The 13,815-nt window shown below is 70.9% G+C and carries 11 protein-coding genes; 6 read left to right on the plus strand and 5 right to left on the minus strand.

Going from position 1 to position 13,815, the window contains the following annotated elements:
• Positions 1–39: 39 nt before the first annotated feature.
• A complete protein-coding gene (locus ACFYQA_RS07305; RefSeq protein WP_388912773.1) occupies positions 40–1,071 on the plus strand; it encodes a heme A synthase in 1,032 nt (343 codons plus the stop codon).
• Between the two features lie 270 nt (positions 1,072–1,341).
• On the opposite strand, the gene ACFYQA_RS07310 is transcribed toward ACFYQA_RS07305, so the two are convergent.
• The 3 genes from ACFYQA_RS07310 to ACFYQA_RS07320 form a co-directional block, all read right to left on the minus strand.
• Positions 1,342–2,448: an amidohydrolase family protein gene (locus ACFYQA_RS07310; protein ID WP_388912775.1), complete on the minus strand. Its 1,107-nt coding sequence runs from the start codon at positions 2,446–2,448 to the stop codon at positions 1,342–1,344.
• 137 nt (positions 2,449–2,585) lie between these two features.
• Entirely contained in the window at positions 2,586–2,966 is a 381-nt protein-coding gene (locus ACFYQA_RS07315; RefSeq protein ID WP_388912778.1) for a hypothetical protein, read from the minus strand.
• A gap of 93 nt (positions 2,967–3,059) precedes the next feature.
• A complete protein-coding gene (locus tag ACFYQA_RS07320; RefSeq protein ID WP_388912781.1) occupies positions 3,060–4,028 on the minus strand; it encodes a heme o synthase in 969 nt (322 codons plus the stop codon).
• Positions 4,029–4,356: 328 nt separating this feature from the next.
• On the opposite strand from ACFYQA_RS07320, the gene tkt reads away from it, so the two are divergent.
• Genes tkt through pgl form a run of 5 tightly spaced genes read left to right on the plus strand, consistent with a single transcriptional unit; the run spans position 4,357 to position 11,157 of the window.
• Positions 4,357–6,462, plus strand: coding sequence for a transketolase (gene tkt, locus ACFYQA_RS07325; protein ID WP_388912784.1), 2,106 nt, complete (start codon positions 4,357–4,359; stop codon positions 6,460–6,462).
• A gap of 34 nt (positions 6,463–6,496) precedes the next feature.
• Positions 6,497–7,615 carry a transaldolase gene (tal, locus tag ACFYQA_RS07330; RefSeq protein ID WP_388912787.1) on the plus strand — a complete coding sequence of 373 codons (1,119 nt, stop codon included), beginning with the start codon at positions 6,497–6,499 and terminating at the stop codon, positions 7,613–7,615.
• 4 nt (positions 7,616–7,619) lie between these two features.
• The gene (zwf, locus tag ACFYQA_RS07335) at positions 7,620–9,143 is read left to right on the plus strand and encodes a glucose-6-phosphate dehydrogenase (protein ID WP_388912790.1); all 1,524 of its coding nucleotides are present in this window, start codon (positions 7,620–7,622) and stop codon (positions 9,141–9,143) included.
• The gene (opcA, locus tag ACFYQA_RS07340) at positions 9,140–10,375 is read left to right on the plus strand and encodes a glucose-6-phosphate dehydrogenase assembly protein OpcA (RefSeq protein ID WP_388912793.1); all 1,236 of its coding nucleotides are present in this window, start codon (positions 9,140–9,142) and stop codon (positions 10,373–10,375) included. Before zwf ends, opcA begins: the two co-directional genes overlap by 4 nt.
• Positions 10,372–11,157 (plus strand): 6-phosphogluconolactonase, encoded by a 786-nt coding sequence (pgl, locus tag ACFYQA_RS07345; protein WP_388912796.1) that lies wholly within the window; start codon positions 10,372–10,374, stop codon positions 11,155–11,157. The genes opcA and pgl overlap by 4 nt, the downstream gene beginning before the upstream one ends.
• 96 nt (positions 11,158–11,253) lie before the next feature.
• Here the strand turns inward: pgl and ACFYQA_RS07350 are convergent, their stop codons facing one another.
• Positions 11,254–12,093, minus strand: coding sequence for a carbohydrate ABC transporter permease (locus ACFYQA_RS07350; RefSeq protein WP_388912799.1), 840 nt, complete (start codon positions 12,091–12,093; stop codon positions 11,254–11,256).
• Positions 12,094–12,424: 331 nt separating this feature from the next.
• Entirely contained in the window at positions 12,425–13,813 is a 1,389-nt protein-coding gene (locus ACFYQA_RS07355) for an ABC transporter permease subunit (RefSeq protein ID WP_388912802.1), read from the minus strand.
• Positions 13,814–13,815: the final 2 nt, after the last annotated feature.

A 13,815-nucleotide genomic window follows, 5' to 3' on the forward strand; every position in this document is an offset into this window, starting at 1 on the left:
GCGGACCCTCGTGAAAGCGTGCACAAGCGGCGCCCTACGATGGGTAGCGTGCCAAACCTGACCCGCGCCGACGCCCAGGCGGCCCTGCGCAGCCCCCTCGCCTTCATCGCCGCACGCTGGACCCCGGACCCCCGGACGGTCCGGCGGGCGGTCCTCGCCGCGCTCGTCATGTCGGTGGTCATCGTGGTCACCGGCGGTGCGGTGCGGCTGACCGGCTCCGGCCTGGGCTGCCCCACCTGGCCCAAATGCACCGATGACTCCCTCACCTCCACCCGCGAGATGGGGGTGCACGGCGTCATCGAGTTCGGCAACCGGCTGCTGACGTACGTGCTGTGTGCCGCCGTCGGCTGGGCGATCGTCGCCGTGCGCTCCGAGAAGCCGTTCCGGCGCAGCCTGACGCGGCTGGGCTGGGCGCAGTTCTGGATCGTGATGGGCAACGCGATCCTCGGCGGCATCGTGGTCCTGGTCGGCCTGAACCCGTACACGGTCGCGGCGCACTTCCTGCTCTCCTCCGCGCTGATCGCGGTCGCCGCCGTGATGTGGCAGCGCGTCCGCGAGGGCGACGGGGAACCCCGGCCGCTGGTCGGCAAACCGGTACGGCAGCTTGTGTGGTTCCTGGTGATCGCCTCCGTGCTGCTGATCGCGGTCGGCACGGTGGTGACCGGCGCGGGGCCGCACGCGGGTGACTCCAGCGAGGTCGAGCGGATGCCGCTGGACTCGGAGATGGTCAGCAAGCTGCACGCCGTGCTGGCGTGGATCGTGGCGACGCTGACGTTCGCCCTGTGGTTCGTCCTCAAGGCGGTCGACGCCCCCAAGGGCCCGCTGCACCGCACCCGCGAGCTGTTCCTGATCATCCTCGCGCAGGGGGTGATCGGTTATGTGCAGTACTTCACGGACCTGCCCGAGGTCCTGGTCGGCGCCCACATGTTCGGCTCCTGCGTGATGTGGATCTGGGTGGTGCGGGTCCTGCTGTCGCTGCGCGAGCGGCCGGATGCGCCGGTGACCGGTCTGCCGGTGCCGCCCGATCAGGCGTCCCGCGCCACGAGCGAGTCGATCGCCGGCCCCAGGTAGTCCCGGGTCGGCCGTGCCCGGCGCAGGACCCATTCCCCGTCGGGCGGCATGGGATCCTCGTAGCGCCGCCTCCGGACGTCCTCGACGACCGCGCCGGGGCCCCGAGGGCGGTCAGTGCCTCCAGGGCCGCCCGCTCGGGGACCAGCCGGCCCCCGCGCAGCGTGACCGTGGCACGGGCGAAGGTCAGCAGGCCCGGGTCGAGCAGGGCGTCGGTCGGCATCCGCCCGGTCTTCTCACCTCGCTCCGGCCCGTACACCCCGCGTTCTCGCCTCACTCCAGCCCGTACACCCTGCCCGCGTTCCCCGAGGCGATCATTGCGGCCACCCGCCGCGCGTCGTCGAGCGCCCACGCGCCCTCGGCGACCCAGCCGCCGAGGACCCGGGCGAGTGCCTCACGGAACAGGCGTGCGCCCACGACGTGCAGTTCGGGCAGCCCCTGGGCGCCGCTGGAGAAGAGGATCTTGCCGAAGGGGGCGAGTTCCAGGACCTCCGCGAGGACGGTCGCCGCGCCGGCGCCGGTGCGGGCGAGCGCGGCACCGGAGTCGACGTACACATGCGGGTAGACGCCGGCCAGGCGGGCGGCGTGCCGGTGGTCCGGGTAGCCGTGCAGCAGGACGAGGTCGGTGCCGAGTCCGGCGGTGGCCCGGACGAAGCCGCCCAGCAGCGCCGGGTCGGTGGCCCCGGGCCGGGTGCCGGGTGCGCCGGGCCCCGCGTGCAGCTGCAGGGGCCGGCCCGAGGCGACGGCGATCCACAGCAGGTGCCGTAGCAGCACCGGGTCTCTCAGCTCGTCCCCGACCCGGCGTGCGGCCAGCCAGCGCGCGGCCGCGCCGCGTACCTGCCCGGGCCCCGGCGGCTGGGAGGCCAGTGCCGGGCCCTGCCGTATGCCGGCGACGGAGGTGAAGGCGATGGCGTGCGCGGCGGCTCCGTACACGGACTCGGCGAGGTTGGCGAGGAAGGACTCCACCGTGCCGGAGGTGTCGGCGACCTGTTCGGCGAGTTGTTCGAGGCGCACGATCTCGTGGGCCTCGGCGGCGCCGGCCGTGGCCAGTTCGGCCGTTCCGGTGAGGTCGCCAGGCAGTCCGGTGTCGACGAGGTAGGTGGTGATGCCGCTGGCCCGCAGCAGCCGGCGGCCCGTCTCGGCGGCGCCCAGCTCACGGCGCCGGGCGAGATAGCGGGCGGGCGGGCAGTGCGGCTCCAGGCCGAGCAGGGGCGGGCACCAGCGGCGTACGGCGAACCCGGTCTGGGTGTCGAAGAGGGTGGTGCCCGGGGCGGGCGGGCCCTCACTGCGGGCGAGCTGGGCCTCGAAGGTACCGAGGCCCAGCTCGGTGCGCAGCACGCCGTGGCAGTACTGGTCCACGAGGGACGGCGGGTCGATCATCCGGGCTCCCCAGGTGGGCGCTGCGCTGGCTTCGCAGGGCCTAACGGTGAACCGGTGAGTAGGTGTTGCCCGGCCGCGGGGTTGCCGTGGCTCGGCCCGGCGTCCCCTGCCGGGCCGACGCCGCCCCAGGGCGTGGTTCAGCCGTTGGCCGGGCCGCCGATCTGGAGACCCGCCATACGGGTCCATTCGTACGGGCCGGTCCTGACCTTGGCCGCGAACTCGCCGTCGAAGTCGTCGTGGAGGGTGAGGCCCGCCCGCTCGGCCGCCTTCTGGGCGATGGGGTAGGAGTGGGCGACCAGGTCGCCCCAGTCGCCGTCCTCGCCGACGAGCACGATCCGGGCGCCGCGCTGTCCGAGGTAGGCGATCTGGCCTTCGGCTCCGCCGTGGGCCGCGGCGAAGCCGTTGATCCGCTTGGCGAGCTTGGCCGCCTTCCGGTCGGCCTTGCGCTCGGTCTTCTGTTCGGCCCGCTGCTCGGAGGTCTGCTCGGCCTTCGGGTCCGACTGCTGCGTGTCTGCCATGACCAGAATGCTACCGACGGGTAGATCGAACGGCGACGGGTGGGGTCCGTGGCCTTGGCCACGGACCCCACCCGGGGAACGCATCCGAAGGGCCTACCGCAGGAAGGGGTCCACCGCGACGGCCACGAAGAGCAGCGACACATAGGTGATGGACCAGTGGAACAGGCGCATCTCCTTGAGCTTGCCGCCGGCCACCTCGGACTTGGCCCGGTTGAGCAGCGCGTGCGCCTCCCAGAGCCACCAGCCGCCCGCGGCCAGCGCGACCGCGGTGTAGAACCAGCCGGTGTAGCCGAGCGGGGTGAGCAGCAGCGACACCGCGACCATGACCCAGCTGTAGAGCACGATCTGCTGGGCGACGACCTTGTTGGAGGCGATCACCGGGAGCATCGGCACGCCCACGCGCGCGTAGTCCTCCTTCACCTTCATGGACAGCGGCCAGTAGTGCGGCGGCGTCCAGAAGAAGATGACGAGGAAGAGGACGACCGGCGCCCAGGACATCGAGTCGGTGACCGCGGACCAGCCGATCAGCACCGGCATGCAGCCGGCGATGCCGCCCCACACGATGTTCTGCGACGTACGCCGTTTGAGGATCATCGTGTAGACGACGACGTAGAAGAGGAGCGCGCCGAGGGAGAGCCAGGCGGACAGCCAGTTGACGGCGAGGCCGAACAGCAGGGTCGAGACGACCGCCAGGCCGATGCCGAAGGCCAGGCACTCGCGCGGGCTGACCATGCCGGTGACCAGGGGGCGCTGCGAGGTGCGGTCCATCAGGGCGTCGATGTCGCGGTCGAGGTACATGTTGAGCGCGTTGGCACCGCCCGCCGACAGGTAGCCGCCGAGGCAGGTCAGCAGCACCAGTTGCAGGTCGGGCACCCCCTGCTGCGCCAGGAACATCACCGGAACGGTGGTGATGAGCAGCAACTCGATGATCCGCGGCTTGGTCAGCGCCACGAACGCCTTGACACGGGCCCCGATCGGCCGGTGACTCGGGCTCTGGCTCGTCCCGGTAACCCCCGCAGGACGGGATTCAACGGCCGTCACTCGCACCCCTGACAGAGACATCCCAGCGAGCCTTCCCGTATGAAGTGACGGTAAAGGTTCGCGCGTACCACGCCACCTTAGACGTTGCCCAGACCCGGACATTCGCGGGGGTCGGGTCGTGTTGAACATGATCGCTCATGGGACGGATCCGGGCTCGATTGAGCATCCGTATGAGCGGCTCCGTATTCATCTGCCGAACGCGAATACTTCCCAGTCAGAAGGCGGATTGCCGGGAGTCCCACAGTCCGGGAGGACTCGGGGGAAGCACGTCCCGCGGGGGTAGGCTCGACCTCGCCGGTATGTACTCGTCCGGCATCCGAAAACATGTGGAGAGGAGCCCTGACTCAGGGTGAGCACCAAGCCGACCACCACAGACCTCGAGTGGACCGATCTGGACCAGCGGGCCGTGGACACCGCCCGCGTCCTGGCCGCCGATGCCGTACAGAAGGTCGGCAACGGCCATCCCGGTACGGCGATGAGCCTGGCGCCCGCCGCGTACACCCTCTTCCAGAAGGTGATGCGGCACGACCCCTCGGACGCCGACTGGACCGGGCGGGACCGTTTCGTCCTGTCCGCGGGCCATTCGTCCCTGACTCTCTACACCCAGCTGTACCTGGCCGGCTTCGGTCTGGAGCTGGACGATCTGAAGGCGTTCCGCACCTGGGGTTCGAAGACGCCGGGCCACCCGGAGTACGGGCACACCACGGGCGTGGAGACGACGACCGGGCCGCTGGGCCAGGGCGTCGCCAACGCGGTCGGCATGGCGATGGCCGCCCGCTACGAGCGCGGTCTGTTCGACCCGGAGGCCGCCCCGGGCGAGTCCCCGTTCGACCACTTCGTCTACTGCATCGCCGGTGACGGCTGCCTGCAGGAGGGCATCTCCGCCGAGACGTCCTCGATGGCCGGCCACCAGAAGCTCGGCAACCTGGTCCTGCTGTGGGACGACAACCACATCTCGATCGAGGGCGACACCGAGACGGCCGTCTCCGAGGACGTCGTCAAGCGGTACGAGGCCTACGGCTGGCATGTGCAGCGGGTGGCCCCCAAGCCGGACGGCGACCTGGACCCGAACGCGATCTTCGACGCGGTCCAGGAGGCGAAGAAGGTCACCGACCGGCCGTCGTTCATCGCGATGCGCTCGATCATCGCCTGGCCGGCCCCGAACGCGCAGAACACCGAGGCCTCCCACGGCTCGGCGCTCGGCGACGAGGAGGTGGCCGCCACCAAGCGGGTGCTGGGCTTCGACCCGGAGCAGACCTTCGAGGTGACCGACGAGGTCCTCGGCCACACCCGTGGGGCGCTGGAGCGCGGCAGGCGGGCGCGGGCCGAGTGGGAGAAGTCGTTCCAGGAGTGGCGCAGCGCCAATCCGGAGCGCGCGGCCGAGTTCGACCGGGTCGCGGCCGGGGAGCTGCCCAAGGGCTGGGAGGAGACGCTTCCCATCTTCGAGCCGGGCAAGTCGCTCGCCACGCGTGCCGCGTCCGGCAAGGTGCTCCAGGCGCTCGGCGCGATCGTCCCGGAACTGTGGGGCGGCTCGGCCGACCTGGCGGGCTCCAACAACACGACGATCGACAAGACGTCGTCGTTCCTCCCGGCGGACAACCCGCTGCCCGAGGCGGACCCGTACGGCCGCACGATCCACTTCGGCATCCGCGAGCACTCCATGGCCGCGCAGATGAACGGCATCGCGCTGCACGGCAACACCCGCATCTACGGCGGCACCTTCCTGGTGTTCTCCGACTACATGCGCAACGCGGTGCGGCTGTCCGCCCTGATGCACCTGCCGGTGACGTACGTGTGGACGCACGACTCCATCGGTCTGGGCGAGGACGGCCCGACCCACCAGCCCGTGGAGCACCTGGCCTCGCTGCGCGCCATCCCCGGTCTGAACGTCGTCCGCCCCGCGGACGCCAACGAGACCGCGATCGCCTGGCGCGAGATCCTCAAGCGCTGGACCAAGGAGTTCGGCAAGGGCGCCCCGCACGGTCTGGCCCTCACCCGCCAGGGCGTGCCGGTCTACGAGCCGAACGAGGACGCCGCGCGCGGTGGGTACGTGCTGTTCGAGGCCGACGGCGGCGCTCCGCAGGTCGTCCTGATCGCCACCGGTTCCGAGGTGCACGTCGCCGTCGGGGCCCGCGAGGAGCTGCAGGCCGCCGGTGTGCCCACCCGTGTGGTGTCCATGCCGTCGGTGGAGTGGTTCGAGGAGCAGGACCAGGGGTACCGGGACAGCGTTCTGCCGCCGGCCGTGAAGGCCCGCGTCGCCGTCGAGGCGGGTATCGGCCTCACCTGGCACAAGTACGTGGGGGACGCCGGCCGCATCGTGTCCCTGGAGCACTTCGGTGCCTCCGCCGACGGCAAGGTGCTGTTCGAGGAGTACGGCTTCACCGCCGAGAACGTGGCGTCCGTCGCCCGCGAGGCGCTCGACGCGAGCACCGGTACCGCCGCAACCCAGGGCTGACGCTCACATACCAAACGTAGGAGATGGAATTTCCATGACAGACGCACTCAAGCGCCTTTCCGACGAAGGCGTCGCGATCTGGCTGGACGACCTGTCGCGCAAGCGGATCACGTCCGGCAACCTCGCCGAGCTGATCGACCAGCAGCACGTCGTGGGCGTCACCACCAACCCGTCGATCTTCCAGAAGGCGATCTCCGAGGGCGACGGCTACGAGGAGCAGCTCACCGACCTCGCCGCCCGCGGCGTCACGGTCGAAGAGGCCATCCGGATGATCACCACGGCGGACGTCCGTGACGCCGCCGACATCCTGCGCCCGGTCTTCGACGCCACCGGCGGCCAGGACGGCCGGGTCTCCATCGAGGTCGACCCGCGTCTGGCGCACCACACGCGCTCCACCGTCGCCGAGGCCAAGCAGCTGGCCTGGCTGGTGGACCGGCCCAACACCCTGATCAAGATCCCGGCGACCGAGGCCGGCATCCCGGCGATCGCCGAGACGATCGGCCTGGGCATCAGCGTCAACGTCACGCTGATCTTCTCCCTGGAGCGCTACCGCAAGGTCATGGACGCGTTCCTGACCGGTCTGGAGAAGGCCAGGGAGCGCGGCCTGGACCTGTCGAAGATCCACTCCGTGGCGTCGTTCTTCGTCTCCCGTGTGGACACCGAGATCGACAAGCGGATCGACGCGCTCGGCACCGACGCCGCCAAGGCGCTGCGCGGCAAGGCCGCCCTCGCCAACGCGCGCCTGGCCTACCAGGCGTACGAGGAGGTCTTCGCCACCGACCGCTGGAGCGCGCTGGAGCGCGAGGGCGCCAACAAGCAGCGTCCGCTGTGGGCCTCCACCGGTGTGAAGGACAAGGCGTACAAGGCCACGCTGTACGTCGACGACCTGGTGGCGCCGAACACGGTGAACACCATGCCGGAGGCGACCCTGGTGGCCACCGAGGAGTCGGGCGAGATCACCGGCAACACCGTCGCCGGCACCTACGAGCAGGCCCGCGCCGACCTCGACGCGGTGGAGAAGCTCGGCATCGCGTACGACGACGTCGTGCAGCTGCTGGAGGACGAGGGCGTCCAGAAGTTCGAGGCGGCCTGGAACGACCTGCTGAAGTCGACCGAGGCGGAGCTCGCGCGCCTCGCCCCTTCGGAGGGCTGACATCTTGTCGAGCAGCAATCCGCTGCGTGACCCGGCAGACCGGCGGCTCCCGCGTATCGCGGGGCCGTCGGGCCTGGTCATCTTCGGGGTCACGGGCGATCTGTCGCGCAAGAAGCTGATGCCGGCGGTGTACGACCTCGCCAACCGGGGTCTGCTGCCGCCGGGCTTCTCGCTGGTCGGTTTCGCCCGCCGCGAGTGGGCGAACGAGGACTTCGCGCAGGAGGTCCACGACGCGGTCAAGGAACATGCCCGCACCCCCTTCCGCGAGGAGGTCTGGCAGCAGCTCATCCAGGGCATGCGGTTCGTCCAGGGCACCTTCGACGACGACGACTCCTTCGAGCGGCTGCGCGGCACGATCGAGGAGCTGGACAAGGCTCAGGGCACGGGCGGCAACTTCGCGTTCTACCTGTCGGTGCCGCCGCGTTCCTTCCCGGTGGTCATCCAGCAGCTGAAGAAGCACGGGCTGGCCGACCAGAGCAGCGGTTCCTGGCGGCGCGCGGTGATCGAGAAGCCGTTCGGCCACGACCTGAAGTCGGCCGAGGAGCTCAACGCGATCGTCCACGAGGTGTTCGCCCCGGACCAGGTCTTCCGCATCGACCACTACCTGGGCAAGGAGACCGTCCAGAACATCCTGGCGCTGCGTTTCGCGAACACGATGTTCGAGCCGATCTGGAACCGGTCCTTCGTCGACCACGTGCAGATCACCATGGCCGAGGACATCGGCATCGGCGGCCGGGCCGGCTACTACGACGGCATCGGCGCCGCCCGCGACGTCATCCAGAACCACCTGCTCCAGCTCATGGCGCTCACCGCCATGGAGGAACCGGCCTCCTTCGACGCGGACGCGCTGGCCGCGGAGAAGACCAAGGTGCTCGGTGCCGTGCGGCTGCCGAAGGACCTGGGCCGGGACACCGTGCGCGGGCAGTACGCGGCCGGCTGGCAGGGCGGCGCGAAGGCGGTCGGGTATCTCGAGGAGGACGGCATCAACGCCTCCTCGAACACCGACACGTACGCCGCGATCAAGCTGGGCGTGGACAACCGCCGCTGGGCGGGCGTCCCCTTCTACCTGCGCACCGGCAAGCGGCTGGGCCGCCGGGTCACGGAGATCGCGGTGGTGTTCCAGCGGGCACCGCACTCCCCCTTCGACTCCACGGCCACCGAGGAGCTCGGGCAGAACGCCATCGTGATCCGCGTCCAGCCGGACGAGGGTGTCACGGTGCGGTTCGGCTCCAAGGTGCCGGGCACCTCGATGGAAATCCGGGACGTGTCGATGGACTTCGCCTACGGCGAGTCGTTCACGGAGTCCAGCCCGGAGGCGTACGAACGGCTCATCCTCGACGTCCTGCTCGGCGACTCCAACCTCTTCCCCCGCACCGAGGAGGTCGAGCTGTCCTGGAAGATCCTCGACCCGATCGAGGAGTACTGGGACAACCACGGCAGGCCGGCCCAGTATCCGGCCGGTACCTGGGGGCCCGTCGAGGCGGACCACATGCTCGAGCGAGACGGACGGAGCTGGCGCCGGCCATGAAGACAGCCCTCACGGACACCACGGCCAGCAAGATCAACAAGTCGCTGGTGAAGGCCCGCCGGGCCATCGGCACCCCGGCGGTCGGCATGGTGCTCACCCTCGTCATCGTGACCGACGAGGAGAACGCCTACGACGCACTGAGGTCCGCCGGCGACGCCTCGCGCGAGCATCCCTCGCGCATCCTGGTCGTCATCAAGCGCGTCTCCCGTTCGCACCGGGACCGTACGAAGTCCCGGCTGGACGCGGAGGTGCTGGTCGGCGCGGACGCGGGCACCGGCGAGACGGTGGTGCTGCGGCTGTACGGCGAGGTCGCCGACCACGCCCAGTCGGTGGTGCTGCCGCTGCTGCTGCCGGACGCCCCGGTGGTGGTCTGGTGGCCGGTCAACGCCCCGCTGGACCCGGCGGGCGATCCGCTGGGCGCGCTGGCCCAGCGCCGGGTGACCGACACCTACGCCGGCGAACAGCCGGTACGGGAACTCACGGCCCGTGCCGACTCCTACACCCCGGGCGACACCGACCTGTCCTGGACCCGGATCACACCCTGGCGTTCGATGCTGGCGGCGGCCCTGGACCAGGTGACCTGCGAGGTGCAGGCCGTCGAGGTGGAGGGCGAGGAGTCCAACCCGAGCTGTGAGCTGCTGGCCATGTGGCTCGCGGACCGGCTGGACGTCCCGGTGAAGCGTTCACTGTCCTCCGGTCCCGGGCTCACGGCGGTCCGTCTGACAACGGACTGCGGCCCGATCGTGCTGGACCGGGCCGACGGTTCGCTGGCGACGCTGTCGATCCAGGGCCAGCCCAAGCGTGCGGTGGCGCTCAAGCGCCGGGACACCTCGGAGCTGATCGCGGAGGAGCTGCGCCGGCTGGACCCGGACGACACCTACGCGTCGGCGTTGCGGTACGGGGTCGAGCGGCTGAGAAGCTCGGCGCACAGGTCGGCGGCGGATCCGGGGGCGTCGAAGGCGCCGTCGGGCGAGCGGCTTGCGGCGGTGTCGCGCGGGCTGACCGAGGCGTCGAGCGCGCTCGACGAGGTGTCGCGGGCGCTGGACGAGGCGTCGGGGACTCCGAAGGAGCCGGCGCGGGAGTCCGAGCTGTCGGGTGACTCCGGGAAGCGGTCGGCGGGTGAGTCGCCGGCCAAAGGAGCCGGGGGTCCCGCTCCCGTCGAAGCGGCTGCGGAAGGTTCCCGGGGCGCGGCGACGGCGCAGGGACCGGTGAACAGGGTGGTGGCGAAGTGAGTACGGCACCGCAGCTCGTCGTGCACCGGGACAAGGAGCTGATGGCCCAGGCCGCTGCGGCCCGGCTGATCACCCGGGTCGTGGACGCGCAGGCCTCGCGGGGTTCGGCGTCCGTGGTCCTGACCGGCGGCCGCAACGGCAACGGCCTGCTGGCCGCGCTCGCGGCGGCGCCCGCCCGGGACGCGGTCGACTGGGGCCGGATCGACCTGTGGTGGGGCGACGAGCGGTTCCTGCCGGACGGCGACCCGGAGCGCAATGTCACCCAGGCCCGCGCGGCGCTGCTCGACGCGGTGCCGCTGGACCCGGAGCGCGTGCACGCCATGCCCGCCTCCGACGGCCCGCACGGCACCGACGTGGACGCGGCGGCGGCCGCGTACGCCGAGGAACTGGCCCGTGCGGCGGGCCCGACCGACCGTGGTGGCGTGCCGGAGTTCGACGTGCTGATGCTGGGCGTCGGCCCGGACACGCATGTGGCGTCCCTCTTCCCGGAGCTGCCCGCGGTCCGGGAGACGGAGCTCACGGTGGTCGGCGTCCACGGCGCGCCCAAGCCGCCGCCGACCAGGGTGACGCTCACCCTGCCGGCGATCCGTGCGGCCCGGGAGGTGTGGCTGCTGGCGGCCGGTGAGGACAAGGCCGAGGCCGCGGCGATCGCCCTGTCGGGTGCGGGCGAGGTCCAGGCCCCGGCCGCGGGCGCGTACGGCAGGGCCCGCACCCTGTGGCTGCTGGACGCGGCGGCGGCCTCGCAGCTGCCGCGGGCGCTGTATCCGCCGGCTTTGGCGTAACGCGCGCAGCGCACGACACGCACGGACCCCCGCTTCGTCAGGAAGCGGGGGTCCGTGCGTGTCGTGCGGAACGGTGTCCGGGCGGGCCGGTGTACGTCACTTCACCGAACCCGCCATCACCCCCTGCACGAAGTGCCGCTGGAAGGCGAAGAACACGGCGACCGGCACCACCAGGGACAGGAAAGCGCCCGGTGCGAGTACGTCGATGTTGCTGCCGAACTGGCGGATCTGCGACTGGAGTTCCACCGTCAGCGGCTGCGAGGAGCTGTCGGCGAAGAGGAGGGCGACCAGCATGTCGTTCCAGACCCACAGGAACTGGAAGATGGCGAGGCTGGCGATCGCCGGCCGCCCGACGGGCAGGATCAGCCGGGTGAAGATGCGCCACTCGCTGCCGCCGTCCATCCGGGCGGCCTCCAGCATCTCCTTGGGTATCTCGGCGAAGTAGTTCCGCAGCAGGAACACCGCGAACGGCAGCCCGTACGCCACGTGGAACAGCACGACACCGGGGATGGTGCCGAACAGCCCCAGCTGGCCGAAGAGTTTGGCGACCGGCAGCAGCCCGATCTGTACGGGGACCACCAACAGCGCCACCACGAGCAGGAAGATCGCGTCACGGCCGGGGAAGTCCAGCCAGGCGAAGGCGTATCCGGCGAGCGCCGCGACGATCACGACCAGGGCCGTGGTCGGCACCGAGATCAGCACGGTGTTCCAGAACGCCTGCGTCATCCCCGAGTTCTTCAGCAGGGCCGTGTAGTTGTCGAAGGACAGCTGTCCGGGGCCGGCGAGCACCGTCCACCAGCCGCCCTTGGCCGTGTCCTCGGCGGACCGCAGCGAGGAGAGGAACAGGCCGGCCAGCGGGGTCATCCACACCAGGCCGATCACGACCAGGAACGCCTGCACCACGGCGTTGCCCAGGCCGCGCCGGATCGCGTTCATCGGATCTCCTCCGAGGAAACCCCATCCTTCGGGGCGGGGATGAATCGGAGCCCTGCGGAGCAGGGCAGGGAAAGACGAATCGCCGCCAGGGCGGTTCGTCGTCCGGCAGCCATGGCCTCCAGATGGGTGATAGGTTCCGAATTGCCCGGTCGGCGAGAACCAAGTCGGCCGGGTCTACCGCCGGGCCGGCGCGATGTCAGGTCTGTGGAGCTGGCGTAAGACCGATGGCTGGTACACCAGCCCCTGCCGTTTGTTCGGGTCGGCTGCTGTCGATGAAGCAGAAAGCTCAACCCGTGAGGGTTGAATCCCCCTGCTTCAGCTGGGGGAGATGTCAACGCTGACTCCTTCGGAAGCGGCGGACGTTGAAGACCATGGCGGGGACGACCAGCAGCAGGAGCAGCACACCGAGCGCGCTGCCCATCCCCTGGTCGTTTCCGCCGCCGAACGACACCAGCCACATCTGGGTCGCGAGCACGGTCGCGTCCTCCTGCACGGGTCCGGGGGCGATGATGTAGACGAGGTCGAAGACCTTCATCACGTTGATCACCAGGGTCACGAAGACGACGGTGAGGACCGGTGCGAGCAGCGGGACGGTGATCCGGCGGAAGATCTGCCACTCGTTCGCGCCGTCCATCCGCGCCGCCTCCAGCGCGTCCCGCGGCAGGGCCGAGAGTCCCGCGCCGATCAGCACCATCGCGAACCCGGTCCAGATCCACAGGTAGGACCCGATGATCGCCGGGGTGACCAGGGTGGGTCCGAGCCAGGAGATGCCGTCGTAGGGGGGCGCGAAGTTGGCGGCGGGCAGCTTGAGCGCGTACGAGCCGCTGTCCAGGCCGGTGAAGCGGAACGAGCCGTCGGCGGCGGTCGTCGTGCTCGCCACGGTGCGTCCGTCGCGGACCGCCTCGACCGTCACCCCGGGCAGTCCGCTCTCCTCCCGGTCGACCACGCCCGGCTCTCCTCCCCCGCCGGGGGTGAAGTCGAGGTAGACCACTCCGCGGACCTCGTCGGCGCCCGCCTCCTGACGGGTGGCCGCCGGGTGGGCGGGCGCGGCGTCGTCGGGCAGGTCCTTGGGGGCGACACCGACCAGGCCGAGGGCGGTGACGGTGCCCGGCGAGAGGTCCGCGCCGGTCGTGTAGGCCCCGTCGGCCTCCTTGGTCAGGCCCGGTCCGGCACCCCCGCCCCCGCCGGCCTCGCGGGCGCGGGCCGTCGGGTAGGAGGAACTGCCCTTGAAGGTGTCGTGGACCGTGACGGCGGCGGCGTTCAGCACGCCCTTGTCCGGGTCGTCGTCGTAGGCGAGCCGGAAGATGATGCCGGCCGCCAGGAAGGACACCGCCATCGGCATGAACAGCAGCAGCTTGAAGGCGGTGGCCCAGCGGATCTTCTCCACCAGCACGGCCAGGATCAGGCCGAGTCCGGTGAGCAGGGTGGGGGCGATCACGACCCAGATCGCGGTGTTCCGGACGGCCTTGAGGGTGGTCGGGTCGCGGAACATCTCGGTGTAGTTCCCGCCGCCCACGAACCGGGTGCCGGAGGCGTCGAAGAGGCTGCGGCCGACGGAGAACAGCACCGGGTAGACGACCAGCGCGCCCAGCAGGAGCAGGGCGGGCAGCACGAACAGCACGGCGACGATCCGCCCCCGCCTGCGCAGGCGCAGGCGGCGGGCACGATCGGGGTGGGAAGGAGCCGGCGGGCTCGCTTCCTTCACCAGGGTGGCGGTCATGG

Origin of the sequence: Streptomyces sp. NPDC005774, assembly GCF_042871645.1 — a bacterium.
Classification (GTDB): Bacteria; Actinomycetota; Actinomycetes; order Streptomycetales; family Streptomycetaceae; genus Streptomyces; species Streptomyces pratens.